18 protein-coding genes and 1 tRNA gene are annotated in these 16838 nt (G+C 70.2%); 10 read left to right on the forward strand and 9 right to left on the reverse strand.

What is annotated here, in order from left to right; translation table 11 throughout:
* Positions 1–371 precede the first annotated feature (371 nt).
* From AB0I67_RS30655 to AB0I67_RS30675, 5 genes are all read left to right on the forward strand, one after another.
* Positions 372–770 carry a hypothetical protein gene (locus AB0I67_RS30655; protein WP_357930413.1) on the forward strand — a complete coding sequence of 133 codons (399 nt, stop codon included), beginning with the start codon at positions 372–374 and terminating at the stop codon, positions 768–770.
* A 114-nt stretch (positions 771–884) separates the two neighbouring features.
* Positions 885–1052 carry a hypothetical protein gene (locus tag AB0I67_RS30660; RefSeq protein ID WP_357930416.1) on the forward strand — a complete coding sequence of 56 codons (168 nt, stop codon included), beginning with the start codon at positions 885–887 and terminating at the stop codon, positions 1050–1052.
* Positions 1049–1291 (forward strand): hypothetical protein, encoded by a 243-nt coding sequence (locus tag AB0I67_RS30665; protein WP_357930419.1) that lies wholly within the window; start codon positions 1049–1051, stop codon positions 1289–1291. Before AB0I67_RS30660 ends, AB0I67_RS30665 begins: the two co-directional genes overlap by 4 nt.
* 25 nt (positions 1292–1316) lie before the next feature.
* A complete protein-coding gene (locus AB0I67_RS30670) occupies positions 1317–1952 on the forward strand; it encodes a phosphotransferase (RefSeq protein WP_357930421.1) in 636 nt (211 codons plus the stop codon).
* A 12-nt stretch (positions 1953–1964) separates the two neighbouring features.
* Positions 1965–2744, forward strand: a complete 780-nt coding sequence (locus AB0I67_RS30675; RefSeq protein ID WP_357930424.1) for a GNAT family N-acetyltransferase — start codon at positions 1965–1967, stop codon at positions 2742–2744.
* A 9-nt stretch (positions 2745–2753) separates the two neighbouring features.
* Here the strand turns inward: AB0I67_RS30675 and AB0I67_RS30680 are convergent, their stop codons facing one another.
* Complete coding sequence (locus AB0I67_RS30680; RefSeq protein ID WP_357930426.1) at positions 2754–2900, reverse strand: hypothetical protein; 147 nt, start codon at positions 2898–2900, stop codon at positions 2754–2756.
* A 58-nt stretch (positions 2901–2958) separates the two neighbouring features.
* On the opposite strand from AB0I67_RS30680, the gene AB0I67_RS30685 reads away from it, so the two are divergent.
* Positions 2959–4842 carry a serine/threonine-protein kinase gene (locus AB0I67_RS30685; protein ID WP_357930429.1) on the forward strand — a complete coding sequence of 628 codons (1884 nt, stop codon included), beginning with the start codon at positions 2959–2961 and terminating at the stop codon, positions 4840–4842.
* Between the two features lie 75 nt (positions 4843–4917).
* Here AB0I67_RS30685 and AB0I67_RS30690 read toward each other — a convergent pair.
* The 5 genes from AB0I67_RS30690 to AB0I67_RS30710 form a co-directional block, all read right to left on the reverse strand.
* Positions 4918–4991, reverse strand: a tRNA-Met gene (locus AB0I67_RS30690).
* A gap of 58 nt (positions 4992–5049) precedes the next feature.
* A complete protein-coding gene (locus tag AB0I67_RS30695; RefSeq protein WP_357930432.1) occupies positions 5050–7968 on the reverse strand; it encodes a UPF0182 family protein in 2919 nt (972 codons plus the stop codon).
* Between the two features lie 129 nt (positions 7969–8097).
* Entirely contained in the window at positions 8098–9147 is a 1050-nt protein-coding gene (locus AB0I67_RS30700) for a PDZ domain-containing protein (protein ID WP_357930434.1), read from the reverse strand.
* A 10-nt stretch (positions 9148–9157) separates the two neighbouring features.
* Positions 9158–9583 (reverse strand): molybdenum cofactor biosynthesis protein MoaE, encoded by a 426-nt coding sequence (locus tag AB0I67_RS30705; protein ID WP_357930437.1) that lies wholly within the window; start codon positions 9581–9583, stop codon positions 9158–9160.
* A 63-nt stretch (positions 9584–9646) separates the two neighbouring features.
* Positions 9647–10720, reverse strand: a complete 1074-nt coding sequence (locus AB0I67_RS30710) for an NAD-dependent epimerase/dehydratase family protein (protein WP_357930829.1) — start codon at positions 10718–10720, stop codon at positions 9647–9649.
* A gap of 130 nt (positions 10721–10850) precedes the next feature.
* Here AB0I67_RS30710 and AB0I67_RS30715 point away from each other — a divergent pair, with 130 nt between their 5' ends.
* The 3 genes from AB0I67_RS30715 to AB0I67_RS30725 are packed head-to-tail and all read left to right on the forward strand — an operon-like array spanning position 10851 to position 13563.
* Positions 10851–12050 (forward strand): zinc-dependent metalloprotease, encoded by a 1200-nt coding sequence (locus tag AB0I67_RS30715; protein WP_357930439.1) that lies wholly within the window; start codon positions 10851–10853, stop codon positions 12048–12050.
* Positions 12047–12589 (forward strand): NUDIX domain-containing protein, encoded by a 543-nt coding sequence (locus tag AB0I67_RS30720; protein ID WP_357930442.1) that lies wholly within the window; start codon positions 12047–12049, stop codon positions 12587–12589. Before AB0I67_RS30715 ends, AB0I67_RS30720 begins: the two co-directional genes overlap by 4 nt.
* Positions 12589–13563, forward strand: a complete 975-nt coding sequence (locus AB0I67_RS30725) for an endonuclease/exonuclease/phosphatase family protein (RefSeq protein WP_357930445.1) — start codon at positions 12589–12591, stop codon at positions 13561–13563. Before AB0I67_RS30720 ends, AB0I67_RS30725 begins: the two co-directional genes overlap by 1 nt.
* Here AB0I67_RS30725 and AB0I67_RS30730 read toward each other — a convergent pair.
* The 3 genes from AB0I67_RS30730 to AB0I67_RS30740 form a co-directional block, all read right to left on the reverse strand.
* The gene (locus tag AB0I67_RS30730) at positions 13552–14112 is read right to left on the reverse strand and encodes a DUF2064 domain-containing protein (RefSeq protein WP_357930448.1); all 561 of its coding nucleotides are present in this window, start codon (positions 14110–14112) and stop codon (positions 13552–13554) included. The two genes, AB0I67_RS30725 and AB0I67_RS30730, sit on opposite strands and share 12 nt — an antisense overlap.
* Positions 14109–14534: a M48 family metallopeptidase gene (locus tag AB0I67_RS30735; protein WP_357930449.1), complete on the reverse strand. Its 426-nt coding sequence runs from the start codon at positions 14532–14534 to the stop codon at positions 14109–14111. The genes AB0I67_RS30730 and AB0I67_RS30735 overlap by 4 nt, the downstream gene beginning before the upstream one ends.
* A 157-nt stretch (positions 14535–14691) precedes the next feature.
* Positions 14692–15474, reverse strand: coding sequence for an enoyl-CoA hydratase-related protein (locus tag AB0I67_RS30740; protein ID WP_357930451.1), 783 nt, complete (start codon positions 15472–15474; stop codon positions 14692–14694).
* Positions 15475–15585: 111 nt separating this feature from the next.
* Between AB0I67_RS30740 and AB0I67_RS30745 the strand changes: the two genes are divergently transcribed.
* A complete protein-coding gene (locus AB0I67_RS30745; protein WP_357930454.1) occupies positions 15586–16683 on the forward strand; it encodes a thiamine biosynthesis protein ThiF in 1098 nt (365 codons plus the stop codon).
* The last annotated feature ends 155 nt before the right edge of the window (positions 16684–16838 follow it).

Here is a 16838-nt window from a genome sequence, read left to right on the forward strand (position 1 = left end):
TTATTCTTTCAGACCGTCCGTTCCGAGTCAAATTGACCGGCCCGGCGAAATCTGCGGGAATTCAGACCGCCCCGTCTCCGGGGCAACCCCTCTAACTTACCAGGCGATCCGGACAGATGCAAACCAACCGGACAAACCTGCAGGAAGTGGGATCTGCGCAGAGCTCGTCTGCGCTCTGCAACTGTAGCAGCTCTCCACACCACCGGAGGCATTCACGAGATCTTTCCCTCCACCGGGAGGGCCTAAACCACCGGGGAGCCACGAACCTGCCCGAAGCGGCGTCCCCGATGGCAAGCGGACAGCAAGTCATCCGCAATCGCCCCGGGATACGAAGTAGACGCGAGCAGTCTGCTCCCCCGGAGGTGTCCGCCATGTCCCGCTCGGAGTTCGATGACATCCGCGCCTACGTCGCCGATGAGACCACCCACGCCGGCGACCTGCTGAGCGTCGCCCGCGATCTCATCGACGACCTGGAGCGCGCCCGCCTGCGCGAGGCCGCGCTGCGCTCCTATTACCTCCGCCTGCTCACCGCCGCGCGGGCGACGGTGGCCGCGGAGATGGTCGGCGCCCCGGACCCCCTCGCCTTCCTCAAGCACGAACTGGCCGAGCGCGGCCAGCTCCCGCTCGACGGCGACGCCGTACACCGGATCCTGTCCGACGCGCGGGCGGCGGAGGCTCTGCTGGCGTGCCTGGAGCAGAACCCGCCGGGGCGGCCCCGCAGCTCGCGCACCCGGACCTGCGTCGGCACCAGCCGCTCGTTGCCCCGCTAGCCGGCCGCCCGGTGAGGGGCCGGCGCGGGCGGACAACCAAGACCTGGGCAACACCTCGCCATCACCCGGGCTTGGCGAACCGGCTGTAACACTGCGCTTATGTGGCATCGGGGGTTGAACTGGGCGGCTATCGCCCTGGTCGGCGGCTTCGGGCTGATCTGGCTCGGGGTCGTCCTCTTCGCGACCGACACCGCGGGTATGTGGGTACGGCTCGCGCAGGCCGCTTTCGGCCTGTTCCTCGCCGGGTGGGCGGTGCAGAAGACGATGGTCATGATCAGATGACCGACCAGCCGTACAACGTCAACAGCGACCTCGGCGACGACGAGCAGGTCTCCGAGGCGGCGCTCTATCGCGACACCTACCCGGAGCGGCACCGCATCCAGGAGATAGACGACGAAGCCAGCCGGGGCATCTTCCACTGGGTGAACGAGGAGGATCCTCGCGAGAACGACACCCGTCCCGATCCGCTTAAGGAGCCGGAAACCCTCAGCGAGATCCTCGAGGACGACGAGGACCGCTGAGTCGACGCGCGGTTACGCTCCCCCCGTGGAACTGATCGGCGCCGGTCGCACCGCGGACGTCTACGCCCTGGACGAGTGTCGCGTGCTGCGCCGCTACCGCGCCAACACCACCGCCCGCGCCGAAGCGCGCATCATGGAGCACGTCCGCGCGCACGGCTTCCCGGTCCCGGCCGTCCACGACTGCACCGACACCGACCTGGTCCTTGACCGCCTGCCCGGCCCGACGATGCTCGACGCGCTCACGCGCCGCCCGTGGCTCCTCTTCCGGTACGGCAGGCAGTTGGCCGAGCTGCACGACCGCCTGCACACCGTCCCCGCGCCCGGCTGGTTGCCGCGTTTCGACGGCGGCGACCGCGTGCTCCACCTGGACCTGCATCCCGGCAACGTCATCCTCACCCCCGGCGGCCCGATGGTGATCGACTGGTGCAACGCCCGCGCCGGCTCCCCCGCCGTCGATCTGGCCACCACGGTCGTCCTGCTGTCCACCGGTGACGTGCCCGCGCTGGCCGCCCGCCTCGGCCGTCGCCTGTTCGTCCGCGTACTGGTCGGCGCCAGCCGTACCGACCCGGGACCCAGGATCGCCGACGCCGCGGCGGCACGGATGCGGGACCCGATGCTGAGCGCGGCGGAAAAGGAGAGGCTCGCGCGGTTCGTCCGGTGACATCCTGGCCGGATGATGAACACCGCGGCCGTCCTGAGCGCCTTCGACCAGCAGCTACGCCGTAACGCCCCGCCGGATGACAGCCAGAGCACCGTCGAGTTCACCGGCGACGTGGTCCGCCAGACCAGCACGGCCAGCGGGTGGAACGGGGTGCTCTGGTCGGATCTGCGGGAGGAGACCGCCGACGCGGTCATCGCCCAGCAGATCGCGCATTTCACCGCGCATGGCCTCGGCTTCGAGTGGAAGCACTACGCCCACGACCAGCCCGCCGACCTGCCGCAGCGGCTGCTGGCCGCCGGCTTCGTGGCCGAGCCGCGGGAGACCCTCGTGATCGGCGAGAGCGCCGCCCAGGCCGTGGAGGTCCCGGTGCCGGCGGGCATCACGCTGCGGCCGGTGCTCGACGCCGACGGGGTGGATCTGATGATGCGGGTCCACGAGCAGGCCTTCGGCACCGACAGCGGCCGGCTCCGGCACTGGGTGCTGAACCAGATGGCCGAGCTGGGCGACCGCTTCGCCGCGGTCGTCGCGATGCACGGCGACCTGCCGGTGAGCGCCGGGCGGGTGCTGCTGCACGAGGGCACCGATTTCGCCAGCTTGTGGAGCGGCGGCACCGTGCCCGAGTGGCGTGGCCGCGGCATCTACCGCTCGCTCGTGGCCCACCGCGCGCGCTACGCCGCCGAGCGCGGATACCGCTACCTCCAGGTGGACGCCTCCGACGACAGCCGGCCCATCCTCGAACGGCTCGGTTTCGCCGCGCTGACGGTCACCACGCCGTTCCAGTACACGCCCTGAGCCACCTGCCTATCGGCGCTCGCTGGTCGCCGCCGGGGTGGGGAGCGGCGGGCGGTCCGGTGACGGCAACGCCGTGAGCACGAGCGTGACGATCGCCCCGGCGAACAGCAGGACAGCCAGTCCAAGCCCGACCACCGGCCCCCGTGAGCCCGCCACCGACACTCCTTTTCGTCACCGCTGAGGCCTTTGACAGCGAACGCTAAGGTGAGATCTTGTGCAACCCCTCAAGCCAGACGATTTACGTCAGATCGGCCCCTACCGCCTCACTGGTGTGCTCGGACAGGGCGGCCAGGGGACGGTCTACCTGGGCGAGGGGCCGTCCAGCGAGCAGGTGGCGGTCAAGGTGCTCCACAGCGAGGCCGCCGCCGACGAGAACGCACGCCGCCGCTTCCTGCGCGAAGCCGAGGCGGCCCGCCAGGTGGCCCCTTTCTGTACGGCACGCGTCCTGGACACCGGTCTGGTGAACGACCGGCCGTACATCGTCAGCGAGCACATCGCCGGACCGTCGCTGGACCAACTGGTCACCGCCTCGGGGCCGCGGACGGGCAGCGGGCTGGAACGGCTGGCGGTGGCCACGCTCACCGCGCTGGCGGCCATCCACCGGGCCGGCATCGTGCACCGCGACTTCAAGCCCAACAACGTGATCATGGGTCCGGAAGGGCCGGTGGTGATCGACTTCGGGATCGCCCGGGTCACCGCCAACACCGCGACGCACACCATCATGGGCACGCCCGCGTTCATGGCGCCGGAGCAGTTCGAGGGCGGCGTGATCACCCCGGCGGCCGACCTGTTCAGCTGGGCGTCGTCGATGATCTTCGCGGCGACGGGGCGGTCGGCGTTCTCCGGGGAGACGTTTCCGGCGCTCATGCACGCCATCCTGACGCAGGAGCCGGATCTGTCGGCGGTGCCGGCGGAGTTGCGGCCGGCGTTGGCGGCGAGCCTGTCGAAGAACCCGGCGGATCGGCCCACCGCGGCCGGTCTGCTGCGCCGGCTCACCGGAGACGACCCGCCCCCGCCGCTGGCCACCCTGGTGGCGGAACCGCCGCCGGCCACGAAGGTCATGCCGGAGGCCGAGCAGTACGGTCCCCAGCAGCCGCACTGGACCGGCCCGCCCCCTGGCTGGTCGGGACCGCAACCCCACGGCCACCCCCAGCCTCAGCCCTACGGCCAACCGCAGCCCTACGGTCAGGGGCCGCCCCAGCCGATGGGTCCGCCCCACCCCATGGGCCCGCTCCACCAGGGCCCGCCGAATCAGGGACCGGGTGGATGGTCGGGGCCCAACCCGGCGCACCAGACCCTAGCCCCCAAGAGCAACCGCCCCGTGAAGTTCGGCCTGGCGGCCGGGATCAGCGCGATCGTCCTGGTCCTCCTGGTGGTGGGCGTGCGAGCCGTGGTCAAGAACACCGTGCGCGACGCCCTGACCACCAGCCCCGAGACCAGCTCGTACCCGGTCGTCACCGTGACCCCCGACCCGACCCCCTCCGACACCCCGTCGGACACCTCCACGGAGACCCCGTCCGAGGAACCCACCGAGAAGCCGTTCGACTACGCCGACCTCGACAAGGAGAGCACCGACCCGACCCCCGTCACGGCCGAGGCCCTGCTCCCCCAGTCCTTCACCACCTCCAAGGGCGTCCTCTACAACTACAAGGCAGGCGCGATGGAGGGCTGCCCCGGCCCGTGGCCGGACACCAACGTCAAGTCCGCCCTCCGCAACGCCCGCTGCGACGAGATGGCCGTGGGCGTCTACCTCAGCACGGGCGGCAAGAACGAGCGGATCATGGTGTCGGTCTGGGTCATCCCGCTGAAGAGCGCCGACCGGGCCAGCACCGCCTACTCCAAGCTCAAGAACGTGTACGTGGAGGACTGGGGCATCCGCTGCCCGCGGACCGGTCCTGGCTCATCGGGCATCTGCCACACGACGAACTGGCTCAACGCCCGGCTGTACTCGTGGACCGGCCAGTCCGGCCGCTACGTGATCCGCACCCTGGCCGTCTACACCAACCTCACCAGCTCGCCCAGCGCGGACAAGTGGCTGAAGGACGCGGCGAACGCCGCCTACAAGGCGTCCGGCCCGATGGTCTACCACGGGGGGTGAACGACCCCGGCGGCCTGCTGCGGGAAACGAGAAAGCCCTCCCGGGAGAATCTCCCGGGAGGGCTTTCCACTTGAGTAGCGGGGACAGGATTTGAACCTGCGACCTCTGGGTTATGAGCCCAGCGAGCTACCGAACTGCTCCACCCCGCGTCGGTGTGTATGGCTAAACACTATCGGCAGCGCGGGGTGGGCGCAAATCAGCGAACCGCTACCCGGTAGGAGTAGGTGACGGTGTCGCCGCAGGTGTCCCTGTCGGAGTGGCACTCGGGGTCGGCGTCGCCGCCGGCGTGGACTGCGCGGGTGCGGCGCCCAACCCTTCGAGGCGGCGCAGTGCGGCCTCGAGGCGGGTCTGGGCCTCGCCGTACTTCACCCAGTCCGGCGGGGTGGCCTGGAGCGCCTTCTGCCCCTCGTTGTAGGCGGTCTGGACCTCCTGGATGGCCTTGGACAACTCGGTGTTGGCCGCCGGCTGCTCGGTGCCCGGCTGGTTGGTGCCCGGGTTGGTGATCTGGGGCGCGTCCCCGAAGACCTCCTTGAGCGCCGCCTCCAGGGTGTCGCCGAAGCCGACCTTGGCCCCGTAGAGCACCATCACCTTGTTGAGCGTCGGGTAGCGGCCCGAGGACTCCGCCTTCGGCTGCACGTAGACCGGCTCGATGTAGAGCAGGCCGCCGCCGAAGGGCAGGGTCAGCAGGTTGCCGTAGATCACGTCCAGGTTGCCGCCGGTGGCCAGCAGGTTGAGCGCATTGGACACCCGTGGCGTGGACAGGAAGGTGTTCTGGGCCTGTGGTGGACCTTGGATGGTCGTCGCACTGGGCAACTGGAGGATCTCCAGCTTGGCGTCCGCGACGTCCGCCGAGGCGTCCACCGCCATGTACGCGGCCATGTTCTGCCGGCTGACCGGCACGAAGGCGGTGGTGAGGGAGAAGGTCTCCTTGCCACCGGGCATCTTCATGGTCACGTAGTACGGGGGCTGCTTGTCCTTCTTGGAGGCCGGGTCGACCGGGACCTTCCAGAAGTCCTGGCCGCCGAAGAAGGCGCCGGCGTTGGTCACGTGGTACTGGGCCAGGATCTCGCGCTGGGCCTTGAACATGTCGGCCGGGTAGCGCAGGTGACTGCGGAGCGCCGACGGGATCTCGGCCTTGGGCTTGACGATCGTGCCGAAGGCCTTCTGCCAGGTCTTCAGCAGCGGGTCGGCGTCGTCCCAGGCGTAGAGGGTGACGGTGCCGTCGTAGGCGTCGACCGTGGCCTTGACCGAGTTGCGCAGGTAGTTGATCTCGTCGCGCGGCTGCACGGCCTGGGCGCCGGGAAGGCGGGCCGTACGGACGTCGGTGGTGAGGTCTTCCCAGCTCTTGCGCTCGGAGTAGGGGTAGCTGTCGGTCGTGGTGTAGCCGTCGACGATCCAGACGATCCGGCCGTCGATCACCGCGGGGTAGGGGTCCTTGTCCAGGGTGAGGAAGGGAGCCACCTTCTGCACGCGCTCCAGCGGGCGGCGCGTGTACATGATCCGCGAGTGGTCGTTGACGTAGGACGACAGCAGCAGGTTGGTCTCGCCGTACTTGGCGGCGTAGGCGAGCTTCGTGAAGAAGTTGCCGATGGGCACGCCGCCCTTGCCGCCGTAGGTGTTGTTCTGCTGGCCGTTGCCGCCCTCGATCGGGTAGTCGAGCTCGTTGCCCTGGCCGGAGCCGGGGTTGGGGCCGCCGACGATCGAGTAGTCGGGCGAGTTCTCGCCGAAGTAGACGCGCGGCTCGTACTTGCCGAGCTCGCCGGTCGGCGGGATGTCCTTCTCGCTGAAGCTGGGCAGACCGCCGGGGGCGACCCGGTTGCCGGGAGCCGCGACCGCGCCGAAGCCGTGGGTGTAGACCACGTGGCTGTTGATCCAGTTGCGCTGGCTCTGCTCCGGCTCGCCGATGTCCCGGACGGAGATCACGGTGTCACGGAGCTTGCCGGAGGCGTCCGGGTAGCGGTCGATGTCGAGCTGCTCGGGGAACTGGTAGTAGCCCTTGATCTGCTGGAGCTGCTGGAAGGTCGGCGACAGGATGCTCGGGTCGAGCAGGCGCAGGCCGGGGATGGCGCTGGCCTCCTGCTGGAGCACCGTCGCGTCCGCGTCGGTCTTGGGCGCGTACGGGGTGACCTTGACGTGCTGGTCGCTGACCTTGTACGCGTCACGGGTCGCCTGGATGTTGCGCTGGATGGAGACCTGCTCCTTGGCCTGCTGGTTGGGCTTGACCTGGAACTGCTCGACCAGCGCCGGGTAGACGCCGCCGATCAGCACGGCCGAGAGCACCAGGAGGCCGAAGGAGACGCCCGGCAGCATGCCGCCGGGGCGGAAGATGCCCGCGAAGAACAGCACGGCGCAGATCAGCGCGATGATCGCCAGGATCGTCTTGGCCGGCAACACCGCGTTGAGGTCGGTGTAGGAGGCGCCGAAGACCTTGCCCCGCTCGGAGAAGACGAGTCCGAAGCGGTCGATCCAGTAGGCGATCGCCTTGAGCAGCACGAAGACGCCCAGCAGCACCGACAGGTGCACCCGGGCGGCGCGCGAGGCGTGGACGCCCGGCGACTGCAGGCGGAATCCGCCGTAGAGGTAGTGCGTGATCGCCGCGAGGATGATCGAGATGACCACCGCGGTGAACAGGAAGTTGAGGACCATCCGGATGAACGGGTAGTCGAAGACGAAGAACGAGATGTCGTACCCGAACTCTTCGTCGCGCTTCCCGAAGTCGGTCCCGTTCACGAACTGCATCCACGTCTTCCACTGCCCCGCGATCTGCGAGCCGGAGAAGAGCGCGAGCACGGCCATGCCGACAATGAAGATCAGTTTGCGGTGCGGGTCGAGCGCCATGCGGTAGCGGTCGGCTCCGCTGGCTCCGCCGAACATCGCGGGCCCGAACATGGGCCGCGTGCGGAAGGCCAGCAACATGTTGCCGCCGACGATGCCCACCATGAGCAGCGCCCCGACCAGGAACAAGATGATCTGGGTCAGCAACATTCCGGAGAAGACCGACGTGTAGTCGACGTTGTCGAACCACAGGTAGTCGGTATAGAAGCCGGAGAAAAGGAAGAAAAGGGCCACGATCGCGACAACCGCGATCGCGACAGGGAGCAGCAGTCGGGGGCGGCGCAAACGCATCGCCCGTCCGCCTCCTGGGGTCCGGAAGCTCAAGGCCAACCCCTCGTCGTGATGAACTATCGGTCCGTGTCTGGCAACCTACACCGATGTGCCAGCCGTACGGCTAACGCACGACGCCCCGGAGAAGTTTCACCCAGCAGCGCAACTGGGCACGTCGCCCTTTCCGGTGCGAAGGGCATCAATCGCCTTTACCGCTTCATGCAGGGTGGTCGCCTTGACCAGCCGCAGCCCCTCGGGGGCGGCTTTCACGGCCTCCGCGCAGTTGTCCTCGGGCGTGAGGAAGATCGTCGCGCCCGCGTTCTTGGCGCCGACCATCTTCTGCGCGATGCCGCCGATCGGGCCGACGTCGCCCTCCGCGGTGATGGTGCCGGTGCCGGCGATGGAGTGGCCGCCGGTCAGCTCGCCGGGGGTGAGCTTGTCGAGGATGCCGAGCGAGAACATCAGGCCCGCGCTAGGGCCGCCGACCTCGCCGACGCTGATCGAGACGGTGAACGGGAAGTAGTACTTCTTGACGCCGAGCTGCACGCCGACCATGGCCTTGCCGGCCGGCGAGGCGACCGTCTGGATCGGCACCTCGACCTGCTTGCCGTCGCGCAGCACCACGAAGGTGACCGTCTCGCCCGGCTTGTGCGCCTGGACGGTGCCGGTGACCACCTCGGTGCTGGTCGCCTTCTTGCCGTCCACGCTGACGAACTGGTCGCCGGCCTTGATCTTGCCGGCGGCCGGCAGGTCCTTCTCGACGGCCGCGGCGACCACGTCGGCGGTGAACGGGATGCCGAGCTCGGTCAGCGCGGCCGCGGTGGCGCTGTCCTGGGAGCCGGTCATCTCGGCGGCGTTCTGCTCCTCGACCTGCTTGGCGGTCTGGTCGGGCGGGAAGATCGTCGCCTCGGGGACCACCGCGACGGTGGGATCGATCCAGCCGCGCAGCGCGGTGAGCAGGTCGATGCGGTTGTGCGGGCCGCCCTTGTACTCCACGGTGACCAGGCGCAACGCGCCGCTGGTGGTGTACGTCTGGCGGCCGGTGATGGTGATCACCGGCTTGTCGTTGACCTCGCCGAGGGTGTTCTCGGTCGGGCCGGGACTCAACACGACGTAAGGGACGTTGAGGAACGCTCCGACGACACCGAGCGCGAGCACCAGAAAGCTCGACACCAGCAGGGTCAACGCACGTCGCGACATGGGAACGAGCTTATTCGCAGGCGCCGACCCATTCCGCCGACCCGTCGGCGAAGAGCTGATGTTTCCAGATCGGGACCTCGGACTTGAGATCGTCGATCAACCGGCGGGAGGCGGCGAAGGCCTCGCCCCGGTGCGGGCAGGCCACCGCGACGATCACCGCGATGTCGCCGAGCTCCAGGTCGCCCACGCGGTGGACGGCCGCCAGGGCGTTCACCGGGTAGTCGGCCGCGACCTTCTCCGCGACCCGGCGCAGTTCCTCGACGGCCGAGGGGTGCGCGGAGTACGACAGCCGGGTCACCGCCTTGCCGTGGTCCTGCTCCCGCACCGTGCCGACGAACAGCGTCGTCCCGCCGGCGGCGTGCGAGCCCATCGAGGCGAACACCTCGTCCACCGAGAGCGGGGTGTCGCGAATGTCGAGCAAGCGGATGACGTCCACAAACCAGAGCGTACGGCACGCCGTGCCGTGCGCGCCGACCTCCGGGTGGGCTTCGCCGTACGGTCAGATGCGGCGCTTCTTGCGCACCTGGCGGACGATGGCAGCGGTGCCGATGACCGCGACGGTCGCGCCGGCGGCGGTGAGGGTCGCCTCCTTGACCGGCAGCCGCCGGCCGACCACGGTGGTGCGCTTCTCCCGCAGCTCCAGGAGCTGGGTCAACGCCGCCTCGTTGGTCCAGACGGGCTTCCAGCCGGCCTCGCGCAGCGCCGTGCAGTCGACGACCCACGGGTAGACGACGTAGTGCAGGTCGGTCGCCGGCGCCGGGGTGATGCCGAGCCGGTGCAGCCGTTGCGCGGTGCCGAAGGTGAGCCCGGCGGGCAGCTCGAAGCCGCGGATGCCGGACAGCTCCTCGACCTGCTCCTGCTCCAGCCAGCCGTCGGAGCCGACCGCGACCACGCCGGTGACCGCGCCGCGGGCGGCGAGTTCGAGGGCCGAGACGAGATCGTCCACATGGCAGAACTGCCAGCGCGGCAGGCTGCCCTTGACGGTGAGCAGCCGTGGCGCCTCGAAGTGCCGGGTGATCACGGTGTCCACGCCGGGGCCGACGACCGCGGCCGGCCGTAGCACGGTCAGCTCCAGGCCGGGGTGGCTGCGCGTGGCCTGCCGCGCCACGCCCTCGATCTCCAGGTAGTCGCCCACCACGCCGGTGTCCGGCTCGGCGGCGACCGCGGAGTTCTCCGGCAGCGGCACCGGGTTGTCGGGCGCCGCGCCGTACACCATGGCACTGGTCACCAGGACGACGCGGCGCACGCGCGCGGCCGCGGAGGCGGTGAGCACGGTCTGGGCGGCGCGCAGGTTGTAGGCCCGGCGCTCGGCGGGGTCGGAGTCGACGGCGAAGTCACCGGCCAGGTGGACCAGGACATCGATGTCGGAGATGCGGTTCGCCAAGAGCGGATCGCGGACGTCGATCACCCGCCACGTGACGTCCTGGACGTCGCCTCGCTGCTCGTCGATGGCCACGACTCTGCGGAAATCCCCGGAGGTGGCGAGCCTGGAGAGCAGTTCGCGGCCTATTCCCGAGGCGGCGCCGGTCACGGCGACGACGGGTTGGCGCGGTCGTTTCGAGGTAGGCACCAGGTCCTCACTTTGCACTGATCCGCCGTGGGACGACTAACGTGGCGGATGTGGACTCCTCCATCCTGCACGAGGTAGAGCGGTGACTGACCTGCCAGGTCGCGAAAACGACCCAAACGAGAACCCGTTCGCCATGTTCGGCAACCCTGAGCAGATGGCTCAGGCGATGCGCCAGTTCGCCGACATGCTGTCGGCCCCGGCCGGCTCCGGCCCGGTCAACTGGGACATGGCCAAGAACATCGCCCGCCACGCGGTCGTGGCCGAAGGCGACCCGAGCGTCGCGGAGGGAGAACGCCGCCAGATCGTCGAAGCGCTGCGGCTCGCCGACCTCTGGCTGAACGAGGCGACGGCGCTGCCCAGCGGCGTCTCCAAACCCGAGGCGTGGTCGAGATCGGAGTGGATCGAGAACACCGTCCCGGTCTGGCGCCAGCTCGCCGAGCCGGTCGCGGCCAAGATGGTCGAGACGATGAGCGGCACGCTCGGCGGCTCCGGCCTCCCCCCCGAGGCCCAGCAGATGGCCGGGCCGCTGATGGGCATGCTGAAGCAGATGGGCGGCATGATGGTCGGCCAGCAGATCGGCCAGGCCCTCGGCTCGCTGGCCCGCGAGGTGGTCGGCACGACCGACATCGGCCTGCCGCTCTCCGACACCGCGGCGCTGCTGCCCGGCGGCATCGCCACCTTCAGCAACGGCCTGGAGACCCCCGCCGACGAGATCCGGCTCTACCTCGCGCTGCGCGAGGCGGCCCATCACCGGCTCTTCCAGCACGTGCCGTGGCTTCGCTCGCACCTGCTCGGCGCGATCGAGGAGTACGCCCGTGGCATCACGGTCGACACCTCCGCGCTGGAGGAGCAGATCCGGAGCCTCGACATCAACAACCCCGAAGCCATCCAGGAGGCGCTGAGCGGCGGAAACCTGCTCAAGCCCGAGGAGACCGAGCGGCAGAAGGCCGCCCTGGCCCGCCTGGAGACCTCGCTGGCGCTGGTCGAGGGCTGGGTCGGCACCGTGGTCGACGCCGCGGCCGAGGGCAAGCTGCCGTCCGCGGCCGCGCTCTCGGAGACGGTACGGCGGCGCCGCGCGACCGGCGGTCCCGCCGAGCAGACCTTCGGCACCCTCGTCGGCCTGGAGCTGCGGCCCCGGCGGATGCGCGAGGCGGCGGCGCTGTGGACGGCGCTGGCCGAGGCGCGCGGCATCGAGGGACGCGACGACGTCTGGGCGCACCCCGACCTGATGCCGACCGCGGACGACCTCGACGCCCCGGAACGCTTCGTCAGCGGCGAGTCCTCCGCGTGGGACATCTCCAAGCTCGATCTTCCGGACGAGGACGGCGAGTGACGCTGCGCCTGGACGCGGTCGAGGTCCTGTCCGCCTGGACCGCGCCCACTCCGGAGGAGGAGGTGTCGCGCAAGGAGTTCCTGGAGCACCTGCACGCGCACGAGGACGCGATGTTCCGGGAGTGCGTGCCGGGGCACCTGACGGCGACGACCGCGGTGCTCTCGCACGACGGGTCGCAGGTGCTGCTGACGCTGCACCCCAAGGCGGGCATGTGGCTGCCGATGGGCGGGCACTGCGAGAGCACCGACCGGACCCTGGCGGAGGTGGCGCTGCGGGAGGCGACCGAGGAGTCCGGGATTCCCGGCCTGGTGCTGCTGCCCGGACCGCTGGCGCTCGACCGGCACCAGGTGTGGTGCCATCCGCCCTTCAGCTGGCACCTCGACGTCGAGTACGCCGCCGTGGCGCCGGCCGGGGCCGAGGCGGTGATCAGCGACGAGTCGCTCGACCTGCGCTGGTTCCCCGTCGAGGAGATCCCGGAGTTGTCGGACGAGGCCACCCGCCGGCTGGCCCGCCGCGGCCGGGACCTCCTGAGGTCCTGATGGTCGGCGGCACGATCGTCGTCCCGTCTCGCAGGCGGCGCGCGATCACCGGCGCCGGGGTGGCCTGGGTGGCCGTCACACCCTTCGCCGCCTGGGCCGTCGCCCGGCTGGCCGGGCTGGAACGCGGGCCGGTCGCCACGCAGCTCATGACCGCTACGCCGTACGCGGCGGCGGGCTCGCTCCTGCCGCTCCTGCTGGCGGCCATGACCCGCCGCCGCGGGGTCACCGCCGTCGCCGCGCTCACCACCGCCGCCCTCGGGCTGGCCGTCCTCCCCCGCGCGATCGGCTGGGCCGACAGCGTGCCCGGCACGCCGGTGCGCGTGCTGACCATCAACCTGCTGTACGGCAAGGCGGACCCGGCCGAGGTGCTGGCCCTGGTCAGGCGCCTGGAGCCGGACGTGCTGAGCACGCAGGAACTCACTCCGGGGGCGGTCGAGGCGCTCGACGCGGCCGGGCTGAAGGCGCTGATGCCGCACCGGGTGCTCCAGGAGGAGTGGAGCGCGGGCGGCAGCGGCCTGTACTCCAAGCACCCGCTGACCCCGCTCTGGGACGTGATGCCGCCGGTCGGGCACAAGATGCCCGCGGCCGTGGTGCGGCTGCCCGACGGCAAGCGGATCGAGGTGATCGCCGTGCATCCCTTCGCGCCGATCGGCGAGTCCTACGAGGGCTGGCGTACGGCGCTGGAGGCGTTGCCCTCCGCCTCACCGGACATCGTGCGCGTGCTGGCCGGCGACTTCAACGCGAGCCTCGACCACACGCCGATGCGGCGGCTGGTCGGGCGGGGGTACAAGGACGCGGCCGACTCGGCGGGGGCGGGGCTGGTGCCCACCTGGCCGGCGAACCGGCGGCTGGCGCCGGTGATCACGATCGACCACGTGCTGGTGGACGCGAAGGTGGGAGTGCGGGAGGTCAGCGTGCACACCGTGCGCGGGACCGACCACCGGGCGGTCCTCGCGGCGTTGTCAGTGCCCTAGCAGCATCCGGGTGTTGTCCCAGCCCTCCAGGCCGGGGTCGAGCCGGGCGAGGTCGGCGGCCGAGCGCACGCGATGCCAGCCGGGGCCGGTGGCGACCTGGCGGGGGCCGGGGGCCTGGGCGCGCAACGCCTTGACCGGGTCGTGGTCGTCGAGGTCGGGGTCGGCCCAGGCGGGCAGCGGGAGGTGCGCGGCCAGTGCGACGGCTCCGCCGTCCTGGCTGGGGCAGACCGACAGCGGCGCGCGGCCGAGCTCACGGAACAGCTTGCCGATCAGCAGCGGGGGCAGATCGGGCGCGTCGGCGCCGACGATCACGGCCTGCTCTCCGCGCAGCAGCGCGAAGATCTCGCGGAGCGGGGTGTCGTCGGCGATGTGCAGCACCTCTGTGCCGGGCCAGACGATCTCCTCCAGCTCGGGGACGCTGGTGATCAGCACGGGGGTCACGAGGTCGAGGCCGGCGACCATCTCGTAGACGTCCTCGGCCATGGCGGCGACGAGATCGTCAGCGAGGGCGGGGCGGCGTTTCGCCAGGACTGCGGCGATCCGCGTCAAAACTCCTCCGGCTGGTTGTGCGTACCGACGGAGAAGCCTTCGAGAAAGCCGCGCGCCCGCTCCGCTCTGGGGTACTGTTTCACCAGCTTCCAGAACTTGGGGCCGTGGCCGGGCACCAGCAGATGCACGAGCTCATGGATGATCACATAGTTGATGACCCACTCCGGCAGGCCGCGGATCCGGGTCGAGATCCTGATGGTGCCGTTCTCCGGAGTGCAGGAGCCCCATCGGTGTTGCTGGTTGTCGACCCAGCGCACGCTTTCCGGCCGAGCCTTCCCGCCTAGGTACTTCGTGGACAGTTCGACGGCCCGGTCGAATAGCTCCTGATCATTCGGATGGCGGCGCTTCTCCTTGGCCTCCAGCCGTTCGAGCATCCGGCTCACCCATTCATCAGCGACTTCACCGCTCAACGAGGCGGGCATGAGCACGATCGTCTTGTCCCCGTCACGGTAGGCGGAAACCGTCCGCTCGCGACGAGAACTCCGTCGGACCTCGACTGTCTCGGGGGGCACATATGCACGGTAGCCGACACACGTGGATTTCCACAGGGGGTGCATCTTGTTTTCCCTGGTCAGATGATTAAGTCCCGGTGAATTTGGGCCGCCGCCTTTCCCGATTCGCGGCCAGTCCCTCGCGCATGTCGGCGGAAGCCATGGTCACGGGCTGTGCGAGCGACTCCCAGCGGAGTGCGGCTTCGAGGTCGTGATGTTCCTGGTTCAGCGCGACTTTCGTGAGCTTGGTGGCGATCGGCGCGTTTCCCGCGATCATTGCGGCGATGTTCAGAACCTCGGAAATAAGATCAGAGTGCGGGAATGCCTGATTGACGAGCCCGCGCTGCGCGGCTTCGGCGCCGAGGATCGTGCGGCCGGTGAGAAGGAGTTCCCGCGCCAGCCGGAGTCCGCCCGACTTCGGCAGCAGATAGGTGGCGGCCATACCGGGATGAAGGCCGAGACCGGTGAACGGCGCCAGGAGCTTGGCCTCGTCGGCGGCGTAGACGAGATCGCAGGCCAGGGCCACGCACAGCCCCGCGCCGACCGCGGCGCCGTTGACGGCGGCGATCGTCGGCACCTCCAGCTCCGTGATCGACAGCCAGGTGCGGTAGAAGGCGAGCATGCGGTCGCGCAGGTCGGGGACGCTTTCCGTGCCTCGGTCCGCGAGCCAGGACATGTCGCCGCCGGAGGAGAAGGCGCTGCCCGCTCCGGTCACCACGACACAGCGCACCGCGCGGTCGGCGTTGAGCTCGGCGACGGTCTCGCGCCACTGCTCGGTCATGCCCTCGGTCATCGAGTTGCGGCGGTCCGGGCGGTTGAGGGTGAGGATCACGACGCCGTCGTCCCGCCGGTCGACCAGGAGCTCGCTCATGATCCGAGATCGTAGAGGTTGTCCACAGGCGGCGGGAGGGGGCGCGCGGTTATCCACAGGATGGCCTTTCCGCGTCCGGCGGGCTCGTCGCGCCTGGCACCCTCATCGGCCATGAGGCCACGTGTGAAACCGGCGCTGCGGCGCATCCTCCGTGACGACCGCACCCTGCAGTACGGCGTGCATCCCCGGCGGGCGGTCGTGCTCAGCGAACTCGCGCCCGAGGTGCGGCGCTGGATCGACGGGCTCGACGGCACTCGCGACCTGCGCCAGGTCGTGCGGGCGGCGGCCCGGGCCGGGCTCGACGAGTCCGGTGCGCATTCGCTGATCGACCAGCTCCTGGAGCGGGGGGTGGTCGACGATGCGACGGCCTGTCCCCGGGTGCTGTCTGGGCTGCGGCTGGGCGAGCGCGATCGGCTGCGGCCCGAGCTCGACGCCCTCGCGGTGGCCTCCAGGGGCGCCGACGGCGGCCGTGACCGCTTCGCCCGGCGGCGGCGGGCGCAGGTGCGCGTCTACGGCGCCGGGCGGGTGGGTGCGCAGGTCGTGGCGTTGCTGGCCGCCTCCGGTGTGGGCAGTCTCTCCGTCGCCGACCCCGGCCTGGCCACTCCCGCCGACCTCGTGCCGGGCGGGCTCGGCTGGAGCGAGGAGGGCGCTTCCCGGGCCGAGGGCGCCGTCGCGGTCGCCCGGCGGGCCGGGCCGGTCCACGCCTGGGTCGCCGGATCCCACCTCAGCGACGGCTCCCCGCTGCCCGACCTCGTCGTCCTGGCTCCCGTCGGGCCGCTCGACCTGCTCCTGGTGCGCGAGCTGGCCGGTGTCGGGGTTCCGCACCTGCTGGCCGCCGCCTTCGAGGGGTACGGCACGGCCGGTCCCCTAGTGATTCCGGGCGAGACGGCCTGCCTGAGCTGTCTCGATCTCTTCCGGCGTGACCACGATCCGGGGTGGCCTCTGCTGACCGCCCGGCTCGGCGGATACCCTCCGGGTGAGGTGGCCTGCTCGGCCGCCTTGGCCACGATGGTGGCGGCGTCCGCGGCCGGACATGCGCTTGCTTTCCTCGACGGGGACGCTTCACTTGTGACCAACGGCACAATGGACGTAATGCCTGATTGGCGGTGTATGCGCAGATCGGTGGGGGTTCACGAGCAATGTCGTTGCTTCCGAAACGATCGGGCTTCGCTGACAATGGTCGGGTCGGCCCGGGAGGGCCTGACCTGACGGGGCCGATCACGGGAAGGGGGAAGCGGTATCTCCAGGAGATTCCGCGCAACACGGTGAGCGAGCTTGTCGAGCGACCATGTCGGACCCACGACCGGCTCACGCGCCAGATGGAGGGGGACCTGTGACCGAGCCTGACCGACGAGACCACGCCA

This window comes from Nonomuraea sp. NPDC050310, from assembly GCF_040655795.1.
In the GTDB taxonomy this organism is placed as follows: Bacteria; Actinomycetota; Actinomycetes; order Streptosporangiales; family Streptosporangiaceae; genus Nonomuraea.

Bases quoted from the DNA above. Each gene is read 5' to 3' on its own strand.
- AB0I67_RS30655 (WP_357930413.1), top strand. From the start codon at position 372: ATGTCCCGCTCGGAGTTCGATGACATCCGCGCCTACGTCGCCGATGAG.
- AB0I67_RS30665 (WP_357930419.1), top strand. From the start codon at position 1,049: ATGACCGACCAGCCGTACAACGTCAACAGCGACCTCGGCGACGACGAG.
- AB0I67_RS30675 (WP_357930424.1), top strand. From the start codon at position 1,965: ATGATGAACACCGCGGCCGTCCTGAGCGCCTTCGACCAGCAGCTACGC.
- AB0I67_RS30695 (WP_357930432.1), bottom strand. From the start codon at position 7,968: ATGCGTTTGCGCCGCCCCCGACTGCTGCTCCCTGTCGCGATCGCGGTT.
- AB0I67_RS30700 (WP_357930434.1), bottom strand. From the start codon at position 9,147: ATGTCGCGACGTGCGTTGACCCTGCTGGTGTCGAGCTTTCTGGTGCTC.
- AB0I67_RS30715 (WP_357930439.1), top strand. From the start codon at position 10,851: ATGTTCGGCAACCCTGAGCAGATGGCTCAGGCGATGCGCCAGTTCGCC.
- AB0I67_RS30725 (WP_357930445.1), top strand. From the start codon at position 12,589: ATGGTCGGCGGCACGATCGTCGTCCCGTCTCGCAGGCGGCGCGCGATC.
- AB0I67_RS30735 (WP_357930449.1), bottom strand. From the start codon at position 14,534: ATGCCCGCCTCGTTGAGCGGTGAAGTCGCTGATGAATGGGTGAGCCGG.
- AB0I67_RS30740 (WP_357930451.1), bottom strand. From the start codon at position 15,474: ATGAGCGAGCTCCTGGTCGACCGGCGGGACGACGGCGTCGTGATCCTC.
- AB0I67_RS30745 (WP_357930454.1), top strand. From the start codon at position 15,586: ATGAGGCCACGTGTGAAACCGGCGCTGCGGCGCATCCTCCGTGACGAC.